Annotated in this window: 12 protein-coding genes; 2 read left to right on the forward strand and 10 right to left on the reverse strand. The window is 51.3% G+C overall.

All coding sequences use genetic code 11. From position 1 onward, the window contains the following. Positions 1 to 34 precede the first annotated feature (34 nt). The 10 genes from ACQ4MZ_RS09190 to ACQ4MZ_RS09235 all read right to left on the reverse strand — a co-directional run bounded on the left by ACQ4MZ_RS09190 (position 35) and on the right by ACQ4MZ_RS09235 (position 13,141). Positions 35 to 1,423, reverse strand: a complete 1,389-nt coding sequence (locus ACQ4MZ_RS09190; RefSeq protein WP_430844458.1) for a putative oxidoreductase C-terminal domain-containing protein — start codon at positions 1,421 to 1,423, stop codon at positions 35 to 37. Between the two features lie 46 nt (positions 1,424 to 1,469). After that, positions 1,470 to 2,246, reverse strand: a complete 777-nt coding sequence (locus tag ACQ4MZ_RS09195) for a glucosamine-6-phosphate deaminase (RefSeq protein ID WP_430844460.1) — start codon at positions 2,244 to 2,246, stop codon at positions 1,470 to 1,472. Positions 2,247 to 2,258: 12 nt separating this feature from the next. Then, positions 2,259 to 3,449, reverse strand: coding sequence for an N-acetylglucosamine-6-phosphate deacetylase (gene nagA / locus ACQ4MZ_RS09200; protein WP_430844461.1), 1,191 nt, complete (start codon positions 3,447 to 3,449; stop codon positions 2,259 to 2,261). Positions 3,450 to 3,649: 200 nt separating this feature from the next. After that, positions 3,650 to 4,972 carry a sugar MFS transporter gene (locus ACQ4MZ_RS09205; protein ID WP_430844462.1) on the reverse strand — a complete coding sequence of 441 codons (1,323 nt, stop codon included), beginning with the start codon at positions 4,970 to 4,972 and terminating at the stop codon, positions 3,650 to 3,652. 192 nt (positions 4,973 to 5,164) lie between these two features. Then, positions 5,165 to 6,532, reverse strand: a complete 1,368-nt coding sequence (locus tag ACQ4MZ_RS09210) for a Gfo/Idh/MocA family protein (RefSeq protein WP_430844464.1) — start codon at positions 6,530 to 6,532, stop codon at positions 5,165 to 5,167. A 24-nt stretch (positions 6,533 to 6,556) separates the two neighbouring features. Beyond that, positions 6,557 to 7,879, reverse strand: a complete 1,323-nt coding sequence (locus tag ACQ4MZ_RS09215) for a hypothetical protein (RefSeq protein ID WP_430844466.1) — start codon at positions 7,877 to 7,879, stop codon at positions 6,557 to 6,559. Positions 7,880 to 7,904: 25 nt separating this feature from the next. Next, on the reverse strand, positions 7,905 to 9,272 hold the full coding sequence (locus tag ACQ4MZ_RS09220) for a neutral/alkaline non-lysosomal ceramidase N-terminal domain-containing protein (protein ID WP_430844467.1): 1,368 nt from the start codon (positions 9,270 to 9,272) through the stop codon (positions 7,905 to 7,907). Further along, positions 9,269 to 10,660 carry a DegT/DnrJ/EryC1/StrS family aminotransferase gene (locus ACQ4MZ_RS09225; RefSeq protein WP_430844468.1) on the reverse strand — a complete coding sequence of 464 codons (1,392 nt, stop codon included), beginning with the start codon at positions 10,658 to 10,660 and terminating at the stop codon, positions 9,269 to 9,271. The genes ACQ4MZ_RS09220 and ACQ4MZ_RS09225 overlap by 4 nt, the downstream gene beginning before the upstream one ends. A gap of 31 nt (positions 10,661 to 10,691) precedes the next feature. After that, positions 10,692 to 11,711, reverse strand: coding sequence for a Gfo/Idh/MocA family protein (locus tag ACQ4MZ_RS09230; RefSeq protein ID WP_430844470.1), 1,020 nt, complete (start codon positions 11,709 to 11,711; stop codon positions 10,692 to 10,694). 371 nt (positions 11,712 to 12,082) lie between these two features. After that, positions 12,083 to 13,141 (reverse strand): LacI family DNA-binding transcriptional regulator, encoded by a 1,059-nt coding sequence (locus ACQ4MZ_RS09235; protein WP_430844471.1) that lies wholly within the window; start codon positions 13,139 to 13,141, stop codon positions 12,083 to 12,085. A 185-nt stretch (positions 13,142 to 13,326) separates the two neighbouring features. Between ACQ4MZ_RS09235 and ACQ4MZ_RS09240 the strand changes: the two genes are divergently transcribed. After that, positions 13,327 to 14,535 carry a sterol desaturase family protein gene (locus ACQ4MZ_RS09240; protein ID WP_430844472.1) on the forward strand — a complete coding sequence of 403 codons (1,209 nt, stop codon included), beginning with the start codon at positions 13,327 to 13,329 and terminating at the stop codon, positions 14,533 to 14,535. Between the two features lie 435 nt (positions 14,536 to 14,970). After that, positions 14,971 to 18,066, forward strand: coding sequence for a SusC/RagA family TonB-linked outer membrane protein (locus ACQ4MZ_RS09245; RefSeq protein WP_430844474.1), 3,096 nt, complete (start codon positions 14,971 to 14,973; stop codon positions 18,064 to 18,066). Positions 18,067 to 18,077: the final 11 nt, after the last annotated feature.

Genomic DNA, 18,077 nt, shown 5'->3' on the forward strand with positions numbered 1-18,077 from the left:
TCTTAAGACGACGGCTAAAGACTAGTTTTTGCCTTCACTTATTCCCACCCTTCGCCTGCTTCAAAGCCGAAGTCGTCAGCCAATACTTAGCAATCATATTCGGCACTTCCCATTCCGGCAGCTTGCCTGCTTTGAGATAGCCCATATAAGCATTGGCCACCTGCGCGAAGTGCGACTCGTGACCCGTGTCGTACTTAGCAGGAATCACAACTTCCCAACCCGCAGCAATCTTTTTCAACTCCACGCCGGGAAACTTGTCCTGCACGGTCTTGAATGCAGCTGCCACCGCATCTTCGTAAGCCTTGCTCTTATCGGTAGTTTCGATGTAAAGTACCGGCTTGTACTTCTGCTCCTTGCCCTGGCGCACGATCAGGTTGGCTTTCGAGCCTTTCATGATCGAGTAATGCGTGTCGCCGGTGCCTTCGGGGGCCTGGAAGTTCCAGATCACGGATACTTTCGCGTGTACGCCTTTCAGGGTGTAGTTCAGTTCGCCATTGGAATATACATTCAGCAAAGTGTCCTTAATATCCTTTTTGAGGAAGTCTGGATAAGTTTCGCTTTTGGTGACGAGCTTGAACTGCGAGGGCGTGAGCTGGGTAGCGGTGCGCTTGGTCGAGAGGAGTTGGATGTCCTTTTGATAATCGAGGGATACATTCGGGAAGCAGCTCCATTGCACGAGGTCCACGAGGTGGGTAGTCACGTCTACCATGCCTTCGCCTTGCTGGTTTACGTCGAAGAACCAGGTAGGGCGTACGAGCGGCTCGCCGGAGATGTATTTGAAGAAGTGGTGCACACTTTCTTTGGATACCGCGGGGTTCTCGGGCGTGCCTTTTTGCAGTTCGCCGAAGATCTCGGGCAGCAATGCGAGTTCGCGTTGCAGGGTGTTGGTGATCTCGTAACGCTCGGTCATGATGTCGTAGAGCAACACCTTGTTTTTGTCGGCGCTCGCGAATGCTTCTTTCAGCTTGTCGAAGCCCGCCGCGTCGATTGCCATCGGTTTGTCGGCGAGGACGTTCAGGCCTGCGTCGACAGATTTTTTGATGAAATCGGTCTTTTTCTGGTTGTTACCGGCTAGTACCACTACGTTACCTTTCTTTTCGGAAAGCATTTTTTCAAGGAAATCGGGACCGGTGTAAACCTCCTCTTTCCAATGCGTCGGGTTCTCAGCGCGAGTGTTGTACTTCTCCACCTTGTCGAGGTAAGCCTTCACATCCGGGCCCTCGGACGCGTACACGTGCACGACCGAATCCACATCGTCGTACATCGATTTCTGAACCAGCGCGGCATGGAAGTGGCCGGGCTCCACCACGATCAGGCTCAGCGGCTTCTTCTCCTCACTCTTTGCTTCCTCTTTCTTCGAATTACATCCCTGATTGAATACCATTGCGCTCAATAAAGCGATTGTCAAGAGTTCTTTTCTCATTTGAATGGGTTGAGGTAATACATTGCAAGATAGCTCCGGTGCGGAACTATGCCTGCGAGTATGACGAAATTTCTTTGAGCTTCCCTGAACTCGCCTGGTCGATGAACAAGATCGCGTGCGGATGCTTGCGGAGGATGGTCGACGGGTAGGCTTCCTGGATGTCTTCGGCCACGGTGTGGTAAATGGCCTGGGCTTTTTTCTCGCCGGGGACGATGCAGAAGGCATATTTGGCCTTCATCAATGTCGGAATGGTAAGGGTCAATGCGGTTTGCGGCACTTCGCCGAAGGTATCGAAGCATTCATCGTTCACCTGCTGCTGGCGGCAGGCGTCGTCGAGTTCCACGACTTTCACTTCCAGTGGATCATCGAAAAACGCCACATGCGGGTCGTTGAATGCCAAATGTCCATTCTCGCCGATGCCGAGGCACACAATGTCGATCGGGTTCTCGCGGAGCAGTTTCGCATACCGGTCGCATTCCTGCTGTGGATCGGTAGCGTTACCGTCGAGATAGGAAACCGAATGTACTGGCACATGATCGAACAGCCGTACTTTTAGGAAATACCCGAAATTTTGCGGCGCGTCGGCGGCGATGCCAATGTACTCGTCCATGTGAAACGCATTGATTTTCTCCCATTGAATGCCCGGCTCTTCTTTCAAAGTCGCCAGAAACTCGTTCTGCGAAGGCGCCGAAGCGAAGATGATATTTACAAATTCTTGAGTATCCTGAATCTCCCGGATCTTGTCCGCCACAGCTTTGGCCGCAGCTTCGCCCATTTGCTGGCGGGTTTCGGAGATGTTGATTTCCAGTTGGTCGACTTTCATTTTTTGTGTTAGTTAAATTTGGGGTATCGCGTTTAGGTAGATGGTTTTTCCCTTGATAATGGTTCTTTGAATGCGGATATCCGCATCGAAAATCACGATATCGGCATCCTTGCCCGCTACTAATGTGCCCTTGCGGTCGTGTACGCCCATAATGCGGGCGGGCGTGGCGCTCGCCATGCGCACGGCGTCGAGCAGCGACACATCGGCCATATTCACCATGGTACGCACGAGGCGGTCGGCCGTGGAGACGCTTCCGGCAAAGGAAGTACGGTCGGGCAGCTTCGCCACGCCATCCTCGACGATCACTTTCAACCCGTTTTTGAGCGAGCCAAGCGTACTTTCGCCTTCCGGCATGCCGGCAGCCCGCATGGCGTCGGTGATCAATGCAATGCGGTCGGGACCTTTGATTTTATAAATCAGTTTCAACAGCGGCGCAGGCAAATGCACGCCATCGGCGATGATTTCCACATCCATATCGAGCAAAAAGGCGCTCTCGATCGTGCCCGCATACCGGAATGCATTCCTGCGCGTCACGCCCGACATGGCCGAATACAGGTGCGTCGCGAGCGTGTAGCCGTTTTCAAACGCTTCCAACACATCTTCATAAATAGCATCCGTATGCGCCACCGCGGCCAGAATGCCTTTTTGTTTTAATCTTTTCCCAAAGTCAATGGCCCCCGGCAGCTCCGGCGCGGCGCTCCAACGGGTGATGGAATTGGAGTATGCCAAAATTGCCTCATACTCGGCAGGATCGGGATTGCGGATGTACCGAGGGTCCTGCGCACCCCGCTGATTTAATGCGAAATAAGGACCCTCCAAATGCATTCCAAGGAATTGCGCGCCATTTGCATTGGCTGCATTGGCCTTTTCATAGAAATCCAGCGTTTCGAGCAAATCCTCTTTCTCGGCCGTTAATGTGGTGGGTACCATCGCGGTGGTGCCATATTGGGCATGTGTTTCGGCAATTTTCAAAAATGCCTCCACACTCCCGTCCATGAAATCATGCCCGCCACCACCGTGGATATGCAGGTCGATAAAACCTGGGGCGACGTAATGGCCTTCCGCGTCGATCACCTCGGAATCGGGAAAACCCACATCCCCCGTTTCAATGCCCACAATCACGCCGTTTTCAACCAAAACCGTCCCGTTACGGATGTAGCGGTAGGGGGTGATAATGGTTCCGTTTATGATTTTTAATTTCATTCGTATTCTACAAATCTTTCGGTGCGCTGCACCTATACATACTGCCGTGCACTGCGTCTACAAATCTTTCGGTGCTCTGCACCTTAACGTCAAGGTGCAGAGCACCGAAAGATTTGTAGATGGTTGATAGTCAATAATTGGTAGTTAGGTGCAGCGCACCGTAATAAAATTAATGGCGGGCATTTTTGGTGGTCCCGTTTTTAAAAGCCCCATTTGCGCAATTTGTGCCCTTTTACTGCATAAAAAACCAGATACAAATAACACGGGAGCAGCACCCAATATGCCTCCCTAACATTCACCACATCGGCGAAATGCCCATAAAAAAGTGGCATAATGGCATTTCCGCACAGCCCCATGATCATTACCGACGCACCGAGTTTGGTAAACCTCCCCAGATCATCCAGCGCAAGCGGCCATATGCCTGCCCACACGAGGGAGTTGGCGAGGCCGAGCAATACGACAAACCAGATAGAAATGTCGGTAGTATGTCCGAGGAACGTCACTTGGCCATGCGTGAAGATGATGAGCAATGTAAAAATGGTCCCTAAAATCGTGCAGATCCGCAGCGCATTTACCTGGCTGATGAATTTTGGAATAACTGTAATCCCAATCAAATAGCCGCAAATGGTGCAGAAAAGTGTGTAAGAAGGGAATACTTTCGCTTCCAAAAGGTCAATACCCATTGAATTGGCATAACCAATAATGGTATCAATCGCGATTACCTGCGTGCCTACGTGCAGGAAGATCGCCAGCGCGCCCAGGATCAGGTGGGGGAAGTCGAAAATGCTTTTCTTACCTGCATTGGCTGAGGCTATTTCCTGGCTTTCATGCTCGGTATCGATTTCGGGCAATGGGGATTTGAATACTAAATAGCCTAATGCAAAGAGGAATGTGCCCAAGCCAATGTAAGGATTGATCACCCGGCGGATCAGCTCGTCCAATGCAGCGCCGCGTTCGGCGTCGCTCATGGTGCCGAGCTGGGCGAAAAGATCGGTGTCGGTGGGTTTCAATATCACAGCCGCAAAGACGATCGGCGAGAGAATGCCGGCGGCTTTGTTGCAAATACCCATCATACTGATCCGCTGCGCAGCGCGTTCCTTGGCACCGAGGATGGTAATGTAAGGATTGGCGGCCGTTTGGAGGATCGCAAGGCCGATTCCGATCGTGAAAAGACCTATCAGGAATATCTCGTAAGTCCGCGACATCGCCGCAGGTACGAAAATGAATGCGCCCAAGGCCATCGCCCAGAAACCGATCATCATGCCCTTTTTGAAACCCACAGCCTTCAATAAATACGACGAAGGCACCGACATCACGAAGTAGGCAATGTAAAATGCAAATGCAACGAGGTACGCCTGAAAGCTCGTCAGTTCACAGGCGATTTTGAAATAGGGGATCAATATGGAATTGACCCACGACACAAAACCGAAAATAAAGAACATCAGGCCGATCAGGAAGATGGATATCGTCGTTTCCCGCTTCGTCAGGTTTTCTACTTTGATAGCAATCGCTTCGCTTTTCATTGAGCTTTTTGGGTTTGGCTAAGACCCAGGGTTGAAACCCTGGGTTAGGAAATAGGTTTGCCTTGGCTGGTATTTTCCGCGGGTTAAGCCAACGGTACTTGATCTTCTAGTCTTTTACCGTCGGCTAAAGTCGACGGTAATTAATTTATTTCCGTCGACTTGAGTCGACGGGGAGGCCGGTAATTGTTCCATTTAAACCGTCGGTTCCCAGCCTTTTTGATACTCCCGTTTCCAGAATTTCTCTGCCGCTTTGCTGCCTTTGATATGCCCGTTGCTTGGATCGATATTCAACGTCTCGCCGGAGCGAATCGCAATATTTCCCAACTGCGCCAACAACGTGCTTTGATGCCCGCCCACAATCTCAGCTGCCAGCGGAGTACCTTTCTTGATACCGTCAAAGAAATTCTGAATGTGAAATGCATCGAGGCTTTGCGACGGGTTCATCTTATTACGCGGGTCGATCACGAGGTCGTTTTTTACCTCCTTCACCAGCTTGTTGTCCAGGTCGTAAATCTTGTAGTTATTACCCTCCCCGATTTGTAACGAGCCTTTTTCACCATAAAACACCACGCCCACAGAGCTGCCTTCGATCGTGCGGCCATTGCAGCTGCGACCCTCCCAGGTCATACCGGTATTGTTCGCAAATTCGAGGTTGATCACCTGCGTATCGGGTGTTTCCCAGTCGTCTTTATACCGGAATCGGCCGCCGGAAGAAGTCACGCGTGTGGGGAAATCCACCTGCAGGCCCCAGCGCATGAGGTCGAGCATGTGAGTGCCGTTGTTGAGTGCCTCGCCGGTGCCCCAGTTCCAGAACCAATGCCAGTTGTAATGCACGACGTTGTCCTTAAATGCCCGGCGCGGCGCGGGGCCTTGCCATAGTTCGTAATCCAGCCAGGAAGGGACGGCCGTTTCTTTACCTATTCCAATGGAAGCGCGGTTGTTGGTATACCAGCCTTTGGCAAAATACGCCCGGCCGATTACGGCGTCATGCACCTCTTTAATACCCGCCGCCACATTCGGCCAGGAGCGGCGCTGGTTGCCCATTTGAATCACGTTCTTGTATTTTTTCGCGACGGCTACCAGCAGTTCACCCTCGTGCGGGTTATGGCTGCAAGGTTTTTCGAGATACACATGCTTACCTGCTTTGGAAGCCAGAATAGCCGCCGGCGCATGCCAGTGATCCGGTGCGGCCACTACGAGCGCATCCATATCCTTGTTTTCAAGCGCCTTGCGGAAGTCGGGGATATTGGCGGGTTTAGACTTTTGAGTATCATTTACAATACCGATGCATTTCTCGGCTGCACGGGTATCGACGTCGGAAATGGACACCACTTCGCAATTCGGTTGCAATGCATAGTTGGTCGCCAATGCGAGCCCGCGGCTGTTCACGCCCATCATGCCCACGCGTACTTTTTCATTCGCGCCGATGATTTTGGCATAGCTTTTCGGACTGAAACCGGGTAATACCCCGCCGAAAGTGAGTAATGCGCTTCCGGCCAGTGATTTTTTAATAAAGTCACGACGGTCGTTATCGCGACTATTTGAGTTAAGATTTTCCATTGAGAAAAAAAGTTAATATCTGGTTTAGTATTGAAACGGGTTCGGAATCCTGACGAGGTCCTGGATAATCTTGCCCTCATGCTCGAAGCGGGCCAGTGTGTAAACAGTACCGTCGGCGCCCACGGCGATGGAGTTCACATAGGTAGGCCGCTCGCCGTCTTCGTAAAAGATCGCCCCGTGGTCTTTATAAGTATGGGTAGGTAAATGATAGGTAATTAAATGCAGATTTTCCAATCCGCGCGCGGCACCTTTGGCGATTTGATCCTCGCCTTTCACGCGTCTGCCGTCCTGATAAATCGGTCCGCCGGTGAGGTAATAGATCGTTTTGCCGTCCGGCCCGAGCTGAAAACCGAGGTAACCATAGCTGAACTGATCGAACATACCGCTTTTGCGTGAAGGTTCGGAAGTAATGCGCTCCACCAGTTCAATTTTTTCCGTGCGAGGATCAAAACGGAAGAGATAACCCGAGTTGCCATGCACGCCGTAAGCTACCTGCTCTTTGGGATGCCAGAATATCTTCCGCCAGTTGTAGCACATGCTGCCGGGACGCGTCGGGTCGTATTTGCCGAAATAGTCCAGACGGAGGTCCACGTTTTCGAGTTTATGCAGGATCTGGGTTTCAGGATTGTAGGTCAAAATATCCCCGTCAGCGGTTGAGAAATAAACATCGCCCAGCTCGGCATCTACAAACAGCGACCGGCAAAGCGAACGGAAATCGGTGCCAGGCGTGCCCGCTTCGCCCTTGTGCGAAATGGGACCGAGGTTTTTCAGTACTTTTTGCTCAGTATCATAATGGATAAAATTGCCGTAAGGCCAGGTAATGCCATACAGATGTCCCCGGTCGCGGTCCATCGTCATGGATACCATTCCTTCGCCGTTCGGAACCGTAGCGAGGTCTTCAAATGCGCCGGTTTGCAGGTCATAGGAAAGAAAATGCCCGCCCGGATATAATGCGTAACCTTCGGGCGCTTGTTGGGGTAGCCGATCCATACCATCTATGAGCTGGTAGTAACCTACGTGCGTGGAGAAATAGAGCTTCCCATTTCTTTCGTAAAAACGTACGTGGCTTTTGCCCTGTGGAATAGCTTTCAAATCCTTTTCACCACAAATTTCAGTCAGGTCTCCGAGGTGGGTAATGCTTTCGCTGGCCGGGTCGTATACAAACATCTGCCCACCGATTTCATGGTTATCCGATGACAGCAGGTAGTAAATCTTCCCGTCGCTGGCAGTCGAGAGCGCATTGTACGTGTCGTGCGCGCGCGAGAAACCGGAGTAATAATGTTTGGCGATCAATGGTTTCGGGTCGGTCAGCGGCTCGAAGGCTATGGAATAATCGATACTGTTCACGGGTAGAGGTACACTTTGGTAAACACTAATTTTTAATAACCTTCGATTCCGGTTTGACGACACCGGCTTGTTTTGCCAGTTGCACCATTCCATTCAAAATTTCAATTTCGACGTCTGATGCCCAGGTGGCAGGAAGGCCGTACACAATGGCCGCCACCTCGCCCTCGTACCCGCCCTCGCGCAGGATGGTTGTGCTGGGAATGTAGGTCATTACATCATTGGAATAGCCCATCACGAACGTGTCCTGGCCGAATATTTTCTTCAAATTAATCGCATAATCCACTACGAGTTCACCGCCAAGTGTCATTATGGACTGGTCGCCGAGTTTCCATACCTGTAATGGAAAAGGGTAGGAAGTCTGGAACGGTTTCTTCTCGTCGATCTGTGCGATCATCCGTTTAGCCCATCTTTGCTGGAAACCGGTTGCCTTTTCGGCCATAGTCGATAGCTGCTCCCGGGTGGGGGCGGTGGTTAATGCCAGCGTTACCTCATTATAGGCCGTCGAAAGCTGCGGTGTCAATGGCTTCATTTCTTCACTCAAAACCCGCTCCACAGCCGCTGCGAGCGTTTTGCCATATTGAATCGCGAGCGGTACGGTGTGCCGCGGCAACGGATTCTGGTCCGCTCCCGCACCCTGGAAAAACAATGCGGTGGCGCCGGGGTACAGCTTTTCCAGCTCGATCTGTGCCCAGCCGGGGTAGTCGCCCGACCATTGGTAACCATCCAGCACAGTAGGATGGCAGGCATACCCGAATGCAATGGCGATGATTTTACCTTTCGCATCCTTTACTTTCAGCACCGGCACGGCCGGATCGCCAGGGCCGGTGATTTCGGTCAACCTTTCCAAGGTGGCCGCATCGTTGTTCCGGCGGTTCACCTGGAAGCGCGTCACGCCATTGCGGGTTTCGATCGTGGCGGGTTGCAATGCTTTCAATGCATCTCCGGTCAGGGTTACGATCTGCCCGATGAGTTTGGCCGAGTATTGATCTATCTTCTTTTGGTCATTTTCATTGATAGGATAAATATCCGACAGCGCGGTCCCGAGCACCGGCCCGGAATGCGTGTGCGAACTGTTGAGGATAATCTGCGCTTTGGTGAGTTTATAGCGGTCGTTGATTTTCGCCCTGATCTCATCGGACATTGCCTTTGGGAAACCCAGCAGATCCGTAGTGATGAGCACCGCCTGCTTACCATTCGCATCCTGAATAGCCAAAGCTTTTGCCCAAATATCGTGCAGCTTGCCCTCGGACGCGTGCGTGCGCGCCGCGAAGCCGGCCATCCACATGGGCTCAGTCGGCGTAATCGCAACCCTGGCTACGCCCGCTTTCCACCCCTGCGCTGCGGCGGGGAGAAAGGGCCATAGAAGTAGAGACAATACGGCGACTATCCTCATTTTTGTCCGAGTGTTTTGATCTTATCGACATTGTGGTGAATCTTTTCGATGGCCGAAGCGATCGCTTTCATGTCATCCTTCGTGCCAAGCAGCATATTTTGGGTAAACCAAACGGCCTCCTCATTGCAAACCTTGTCGTTGACCGGACATTTGTTCTGCTCATTGTATTTGTTGATATCCAGCATTTCCTTCGGATACATTCTTCGATAGTTCACCGAATCAAACGTGTCTTTCAGATATGGTTGAGTATTTAAAGTGGCATATCCGCTCGAACACGGAACACCTTCTGCTTTCAGCGCTTTGAGAAAAGCTTCCCGCGGAAGTCCCTTGAAACCATCCTTTTGATAACGGAAAGGGAACAGGTGAAATGCGCCCCGGGTGACTTTGTCGTACAATTTATAAGGTACAATGCCCGGAATATCCTTGATCAGCGATTTCAGGTAAGCGGCGTTTTCGTTGCGTGTGGTGGTTTGCGCATCAAGGCGTTTCATCTGAGCAATACCTATCGCCGCCTGGTATTCCGAAAAACGAAGCTTGGTACCCTGTATGACGCTTCCGGTACTCACCGCGCCGACAGCGGTTCCGTAGGGGTTCCCGAAATTGGTATAGGAGAAACAAAGGTCGATGAAATGGTCGTCATTGCTTACAATCGCCCCGCCCTCGCCGATAGGCAGGTTCTTGGAATTTTGAAAGCTGAAACAACCTGCGTCGCCAATGGTACCGACTTTCTTTTGATCATATTCGGCCAAATGTGCCTGGCAGGCATCCTCGATCACGAGTAGTTTGTGCTTTTTGGCGATCGCCATAATGCGGTCCATATCCACGGGCAGGCCGAGGATGTGCACGGCCATGATAGCCTTGGTACGGGACGTGATTTTGGCTTCAATCTTCGTCGGGTCGATCTGGAATGTTTCGGCGTCGATGTCCACGAAAACCGGCATTGCGCCATTGGAAAGGATCGAAGAGACCGACGCAATAAATGTGTAAGGCGGTACCAGCACCTCGTCGCCAGCCCCGATACCCAACTGATGAATGGCGGTTACCAGCGCATTGGTGCCGTTTACGACAGCCAGGCATCTTTTAACACCCAAAGCCGCCGCCCATTCCTTCTCAAACTGCGTTACCACATTTGCCCGCGACCAAATCCCGCTCCTGACCACTTCCAGGAGCTGTTTTTCGTCCGTAGCAGGGTTCCATTGCGGCCATACCGGCCATTTATCCTCCGCCCAGGCCGACGGCCCTCCCAATATCGCCGGCACCTGCGCCGACTTCGAGCCCATGACCGGCAGGGCGGGTACGGATGAGGAAGTGAGGGCCACACCCAGCCCCGCCAGTGAATTCTGTTTAAGAAACGTTCTTCGCGACAATCGGGAGCTGAATGCTTTCATGAGACAATGGATTAAGGGTTGATTTGGGAGCTTATTTCTTACTGGCTTTGGCGAGCACGCTTTCCAGCGTCACGCTCTTGCCGCCCTGGCGTTTGCTTTCATCGGCGGCCTCCATGAAGGTGAATATTTCAATGGTTTCTTCGGGTGTCACTGGTACCTCGCCGGTTTTGAAATACCTGATAATATCGACCAGAAGTGGCTCGTAACCGCCGTACGGGCCTAAAACTTTGTTGCCATCCTCGGTGAAGACAGTGCCGCCGTAATCGTGCTTGCCCGTGCGCGTGCCGCGGAACGTGCCTGTGCGGCCGTCGGCCCAAATGCCTACCACGATGTCCGTGTTAGGCGTGCTCACGCGTGTCACGCTCTTGCAGCCGGTGCCCATGACGGTGTAAAGCGTCTCTACACCATGGATACCGTACCAAAAGAAGTCCGGGTGTGTTTTTTCCAGAACGGCCGGACTATACGTGTCCGCGCCCAGTACCTTTTTCTTATCGATGCTCTCGATACCTTTAATGTAGCGTAGCGATGATGCCGTAAAAATGGGAATATTATACTTTTTAGATACCTCGTAAATTTTCAAAGTGTCCGACAACGAAGCGGCGACAGGCTTGTCGATAAACATTTTTTTACCTGCCTTGAAAACTTCCAGCGCCTGTTCCAAATGCAGACGGCCGTCATTGGTTTCAAGCAATATGACATCCGTTTTGCCGAGCAACTCCTTGATCGAACCGACGATCTCGACGCCCATTTTCTTCACTTCTTCGATGTAACCGGGAATGCGTTTTACACTCGATTCGATGTCCTTACTGCCGTAAGGATAAGCGGCCACCACTTTATAGCCATCATAAACCGCATTAGGCTGTTCGGCATTCAGCGCTTTCGCGAATGCGATGGCGTGCGAGGTGTCGAGCCCGATAATTCCGACTCGCTTACCATCAGCGGCGCTGGCCCATGCAGGCCGCGCCAATGCAGGTAATGGATTCATTAAGCCCAGACCGATACCGGCAGTTGCCGATTGAAAAATAAACTTTCGTCTGTTAAGCGAATGCATAAAACAAAGGGAAAAGAGTTCAGGAATAGCCAGCCCGTTTTGAATTTCGGGTACGTACCCGTAAATATACACACATATTTTAATTTACAAGTAATCGGCGATATTGTTTACAGGAAATTTTGTTCGGATGCTAATTCTGGTCATTAAATGTTGCTGTTGGGTGTCAATGCAACATTTATTGTGCCGAGGACGCTGGTGCAAATCTGAAGATTTCTACCCACGGTTTGCAGGCCTCCGGCCGGTCGGGCATGCAATATCGTTTTTGCTGTACGGGACCGCTGAAATGCTATATCTTTTTCGCGATATTGACCGGCCGGAGGCCTGCGAATAGTCCGTGCGAAGGTCCACCTTCGCACGGACTATTCGCACCATTAGTTCTGATAAAATGCCTGATTCTCCTTCGTTACAATATCGATCGGCATGAAATGCGTCTTTTCCACCGGCGCGCCGAGCACGAGCGTCTGGTAAAGCGCCATGAGGCCCCGGTAACCTTGCTCTTCGGGTTTGTGGCAGATGAGGAAATCGATGAGCTCCTTGTTCAGGTAGTCGATGTTTTCTTTTAAATAGTCATAACCAATCAGCGAAATGTCGGAACGCTTGTTCTTTTCCAGGAATGCGGCGACGGAGAAAACGCGGGAATTGGTCACGAAAATGGCTTCAATGTCGTCATGCTCATGCAATGCGCGCGTGAGGTCACGGGTGACGGACAGGCTGTCGGTATCCTTAATATCGATCCGGACGATCTCGATGGGCAGGTTGCGGTCCTTGAAATAGCTGCGGAAACCCTCTTCGATTTGCAGATAATTATAGCTATCGGTCTCCTTGGAAATATTCACCACAGCTACTTTGTGCTTTTCTTTCAGTCGGTAAGTCGAAAGTTTAGCGCCTACATAGCCGCTCTGGAACAAATGCGGGCCGATGTAACAAAGGTTATCCTCGTCGGGCACGTCGGAGTCGATGAACACAAACGGCACTTTTTTCTCCCGGCACGCACGGACGAACTTTCGGGATTCCTCAATGAACGATGGGGCCAGTAATACGCCCTTGAAATGACCGTCGAGAATAGCTGCGGCCTGTTCGTTGAATGTCGCGGGATCGTTCAGGTCGAAGTAAAACGTGGTAACCTGCACGCCGTACTTTTTGATTTCGGAATCAGCGCGGGAAATGCCTTTCATGGGCGCTTCCCAGAAATCGGTTTCCTCCGAAACGCGCGGAATGAGCACGGCCAGCGAAATGATTTTCTTCGAAGCGAGGCGGCTGGCGAGGATATTTGGCTGGTAATCCAGCTCCTTGATGATGTCGTTGATCTTCCTCTTGGTCTTTTCCGAAACGCCGGAGCGGTTGTGCAATACGCGGTCGACCGTCGCGATGGAGACGTTGGCACGGCGGGCGATTTCTTTCACGCCGTAGTAGGTATTTTCTTTTTCCATCCGGAAAAGGGAGGTTTGGTATCAGTGGTTAGTCCCGCAAGCTGATATACCTGCGCTGTAAAATCACGAATAAAAGGGTTTTAGATTTTATTTAATGGTTTTCCCTCAAATTTTTGGCAAATACAATCCCGCATTTAATATTTGTATATATAATCTATTAATTAAATATAGTAAAAGAATCGGTTATGGCGCTGAACTACATGGCATTGGCCGTTCCATTGTTCCTCTTGCTGATTGGGCTAGAATACTGGGTTTCAAAGCGCCTGGGACGGCAATTGTTCAATTTCAACAGCTCTATCGCCAATATGAATGTGGGGGTGGCCGAGCGGCTGATCGATATGTTTACGGCCGGATCGTTCTTCTTTTTTTACGACTATCTCCAAAAAAATTACGGGCTGTTCGAGATCCGGCCGACGCTACTGGTGTGGATCGCATTGCTGCTCGCGACCGACTTTATATGGTATTGGTACCATCGTGCCGGACATAAAATCAACCTCTTCTGGGGATTTCATGTGGTGCACCATACGAGCGAAGAATTCAACTACACAGCCGGAACGCGCATCACGATCTTCCAGGCGGCGGTAAGGACGGCTTTCTGGTCGGTGTTGCCGCTGATCGGCTTCCCGGCCCCGATGATCACGACGATGCTCATCGTGCACGGTCTCTATCCGTTTTTCACGCATACGCAGGTGATCGGTAAGCTGGGCATTCTCGAATATATATTGGTAACGCCTTCGCACCACCGTGTGCATCATGCGAGCAACGAGGCTTACCTCGACAAGAATTTCGGGGATATGTTTATCATCTGGGACAAGCTTTTCGGCACATTCGCCGAGGAAAGGGAGCAGCCCGTTTTCGGTCTTACCAAGCAGCTCGACAGTTACAGTTTCCTCTGGCAGCATTTCCATTTCCTGGTGGAGATCTGGTACTCGGCGCAGCAGCAAAAGGGCATTCGGGCAAAACTGAAAGTTATTTTCGGCAGTCCCGAGGACTTCGACCCGGCCGTGCGACGGATCGTGGAAAGACGGTTTTTATCCAAAAACAAAGTGCGGGTACGCTCGCAGAAGTTCCGGCGGTACGTGCTGGTACAATTTACGGTGACGGCCATCACGCTGTTCTTCCTGCTCCTTTTCGAGCATCAGGAAGAAACATTCCTGCAAGTAATGGTCGCGCTGGTGATATTTGTGACGCTCATCAACTGCGGTGCCATCCTCGAACAGCGTCGTTGGGTATTCTACCTCGAGTTCGCGCGCGGTGCATTGATTTTTGTCACAGCCTACCATTATTTCCCGCATCCCACGCTGTTGTTCTTAATTTGGGCAGTACTTATCGGAGGTGTGCTATACTTTTCAACGCTTCAAAAGCAATATCTGCACACGATCTACGGCAGATGATAGACCTTTATTTGGATTTTTTATACGAAAAATATAAGTATATGTTAAAACTGGGTTTATTTGTTAAGAATAACTAAACTCCGGTTGCTTGTTGAAATTTCTGTATTTTACTTTGCCTATCAATTTAATAGGATTTATAGTTTATTGACCACCCACTGATAACCACCAACCCAAACTGCCGCATGAACCTTTTCCGATCATCCCCATTCTGCTGTTGTTGTTAACCGGCAACAGTTTTGTTTAAACGTTCTTCTTTTACTTACCGGCGATTCGCGCCAGCCCGACGGACCGACAGCTCTGTTTCAAAAAACAGGTTTATGGCTTATCGTCCATTGTCAGCCGAAGGCCAGTAGCAATCGGCGGTCGGCTGTCAAGAATCTCGACGTAGTTGAATCTCCTGATTACCAGAATCCAGCCCCATTTTTACTAATTACTATGTTCCAAAATCTATCCAGAAATGCTCTTTTGAACAGAGGCCGGTTACTTGTGGCCTTGTCGCTCTTCGGCCTCAGCGCCTTAGCCCAGAACGTCACCGTGAAGGGCACCGTGACGTCCGCAACCGACAACGGTTCGCTGCCAGGCGTCAACATTGTGGTTAAAAACACGCTTACCGGCACATCGACCGACGCCGATGGCAAGTTCGAGATCAATGCGCCATCGAATGGCACCCTCGTTTTCTCCGGAATCGGGTACGTTACCCAGGAAGTGCCTGTGAATGGCCGGGCCACGATCGATATCAAACTGGCTGCGGATACAAAGCAGCTGGAAGAAGTGGTGGTGGTCGGTTACGGTACGCAAAAGCGCAACAGCATGACCAATTCCGTGTCGCAGATCAGTGGCGAAGCCATTACCAAACGGCCGGTATCGAATATCCAGCAGTCGATGCAGGGCCTTATGCCGGGCGTAACCGTGCTCGACCAGGGCGGTTCGCCGGGTAAGTCGAATACCAACATCCGCGTTCGGGGTATTACTACTTTTAATATCAATGGCAGCAGCACCAGCGGGTATGATTTGGGTAAAAACGATGCGCTCGTGATCGTGGATGGTATTGAGCAGCGTTTGAGCGATATTAACCCGGACGATATCGAGTCGGTTTCGGTTTTGAAAGATGCTTCCTCAACCGCCATTTACGGCTCCCGCGCGACAAACGGGGTTATCCTCGTTACCACCAAACGTGCCAAAGGAGGCAAAGTGCAAGTGGATTACAATGGTTACTACGCCATTCAGAAGTCGAATAATGTGCCCAAAATGATGGGGATCGAGGCTTACATGCGCGAGCAGGTAGCCGCCTACACGAATGCGGGCCTGCCGGTGCCGGCGCGTTTTACGGAGGAGTCGATCCAGGCATATGTAAATGCGACCGACCGTGAGAAGTACCCGATGCCCAACACCTGGTTTGAAACCATGCTCCGCTCGGCTCCCCAGCAGAACCATACCATTTCGGTAGCGGGCGGCACGGATGTGATCCGTACACGCTTGAGCGCCCGTTTCCAGGACCAGCAGGGTGTCATTGCGGGTTATTCCAATAAAATAGGAGAGTTCCGCCTCAATACCGATTACACGGTTTCGAAACGTTTACGCGTGAGCGGAGACATCAACTACCGTTACGCCCGCGCATTGAACCCGACCGTGAACAACACGGGTAACAACCCGCAGCCGTTGAACAACTTCTTCCAAGGTACATTGTGGGCGGTACCTAAATATGCGGATGGGACGTACGGATTGAGCACGCAGGGTAACAACCCATTGATGTTCAATGAAATAGGCGGGCAGTCGCGGCAGGTGACCGATTACCTGGCGGGTTATGTCAAGGCGGAATTTGATATTGCGGAGGGGCTGACATTCTCCACGCAAATCGCAGGCCGGGGGACATTCACGAATCAGAAGAACTACACCAACGCCTATACCAATACCGATAAGAACACCAACATCACGAAAACGGTGGCGATCAACTCGCTTACCGAAGTCCGCAATACGTTACGGGAATACACGATCAACAACTTGCTGACTTATGAAAAGAGTTTTGGCAATCATGGCTTAAAGGCATTGGTGGGTTACTCGCAAATCGGGAATACGCAGACTTTCCTTTCCGCCTATCGCGAGCGGTTCTATAACAATGATATCGGGTCGATTGGTCAGGGTGCGAACGATGGTACCAAAAGCAATGCAGGTAATGATGCCGAGTATGGCCTGCGCTCTTATTTTGGTCGTGTGAATTACGATTATAAAGAGAAATACCTCTTTGAAGCGAACGGCCGCTATGATGGTTCTTCCAAATTCACAGGTCCCAAACAATACAGCTTTTTCCCTTCATTCTCGGCGGGATGGCGCATTTCGAAGGAGAATTTCTGGCAGGGATTGGAAAAGACTGTCAATGACCTGAAACTGCGCGGCTCGTGGGGGATTACCGGAAACCAGTCGGTGGATTTGTACAGCTACTACTCCGCATTGACCGCCCTCGGGTACAGCTTCGGAGGTACGCCCGTGCAAGGCTACCGCCCTACGACCCTGGCCAATACCAACCTGGGCTGGGAATCGACCACCCAACTTGACCTGGGTATCGACGCGACATTCCTGCACAAACGGTTGACATTCACCGCAGATTATTACCGCAAGCTGACCGACGACATTCTCCTGAACCTCGATATCCCTGCGACGATCGGTTTGAAAGCGCCGCCGCAGAATGCAGGATCCGTAGAAAACAAAGGTTGGGAGTTCAGTTTGAATTACCGTGGTGCAGCCAATGCTTCCGGCTTCCGTTACACGCTCGGCGGGAATTTGAGTATTAATGAAAATAAAGTGGTGGACCTGAAAGGTACCGGCCCGTATATCACCGGTTCGGATATCGACCCTCGTTATATTATTGCCAAAGGGTTGCCTATCAACACGCTATGGGGCTACCAGACCGACGGTTTGTTCCAGACCCAGCAGGAAATTACCGAGTATAAGGCCACCTATGCGGCTAATACCAAGCCCGGCGACGTGAAGTATGTCGATCGCAACGGGGATAAGAAGATCAATGCCGACGATATGACGGCCATCGGTAACTCGTTCCCGAAATACACATTCGGTTTGAATGGCGACTTCTCTTACAAAGGTTTCGACCTGAGTATTCTCTTCCAGGGCACAGCGAAGGTGGATGCGCGTCTCGCGGGGGCATTGGCCGAAATGGGGAACCAGGAAGGTTTCACCCACGAGATTTATACCAATGATTACTGGACACCCGAAAACACGGGTGCCCGCTTCCCGCGCCCGGTGAAGTTCGACCTCCGCAACGTGGCTACTTCCGATCGTCTGGTAATCGATGGCTCCTATTTGCGCCTCAAAAATGTGCAGCTGGCCTATAACATCCCGGGCGAAATCGTGAGCAAACTGCGCGTGAGCCGTATTCGTGTTTATACATCGGCTACGAACTTGCTCACGTTCTCGAAACTGAATGAATGGAACCTCGACCCCGAAGTTCCCTCCGGCCGCGCGGTGTATTTCCCACAGACAGCCTTGTACACATTTGGGTTGAACCTCTCATTCTGACCGCATTGATT

The sequence above is a fragment of the Dyadobacter sp. BHUBP1 genome (genome assembly GCF_050587785.1).
Classification (GTDB): Bacteria; Bacteroidota; Bacteroidia; order Cytophagales; family Spirosomataceae; genus Dyadobacter.

Excerpts from the sequence above, each read along its gene's own strand:
- ACQ4MZ_RS09190 (WP_430844458.1), bottom strand. The coding sequence starts at position 1,423 with ATGAGAAAAGAACTCTTGACAATCGCTTTATTGAGCGCAATGGTATTC.
- ACQ4MZ_RS09195 (WP_430844460.1), bottom strand. The coding sequence starts at position 2,246 with ATGAAAGTCGACCAACTGGAAATCAACATCTCCGAAACCCGCCAGCAA.
- nagA (WP_430844461.1), bottom strand. The coding sequence starts at position 3,449 with ATGAAATTAAAAATCATAAACGGAACCATTATCACCCCCTACCGCTAC.
- ACQ4MZ_RS09205 (WP_430844462.1), bottom strand. The coding sequence starts at position 4,972 with ATGAAAAGCGAAGCGATTGCTATCAAAGTAGAAAACCTGACGAAGCGG.
- ACQ4MZ_RS09210 (WP_430844464.1), bottom strand. The coding sequence starts at position 6,532 with ATGGAAAATCTTAACTCAAATAGTCGCGATAACGACCGTCGTGACTTT.
- ACQ4MZ_RS09220 (WP_430844467.1), bottom strand. The coding sequence starts at position 9,272 with ATGAGGATAGTCGCCGTATTGTCTCTACTTCTATGGCCCTTTCTCCCC.
- ACQ4MZ_RS09225 (WP_430844468.1), bottom strand. The coding sequence starts at position 10,660 with ATGAAAGCATTCAGCTCCCGATTGTCGCGAAGAACGTTTCTTAAACAG.
- ACQ4MZ_RS09230 (WP_430844470.1), bottom strand. The coding sequence starts at position 11,711 with ATGCATTCGCTTAACAGACGAAAGTTTATTTTTCAATCGGCAACTGCC.
- ACQ4MZ_RS09235 (WP_430844471.1), bottom strand. The coding sequence starts at position 13,141 with ATGGAAAAAGAAAATACCTACTACGGCGTGAAAGAAATCGCCCGCCGT.
- ACQ4MZ_RS09240 (WP_430844472.1), top strand. The coding sequence starts at position 13,327 with ATGGCGCTGAACTACATGGCATTGGCCGTTCCATTGTTCCTCTTGCTG.
- ACQ4MZ_RS09245 (WP_430844474.1), top strand. The coding sequence starts at position 14,971 with ATGTTCCAAAATCTATCCAGAAATGCTCTTTTGAACAGAGGCCGGTTA.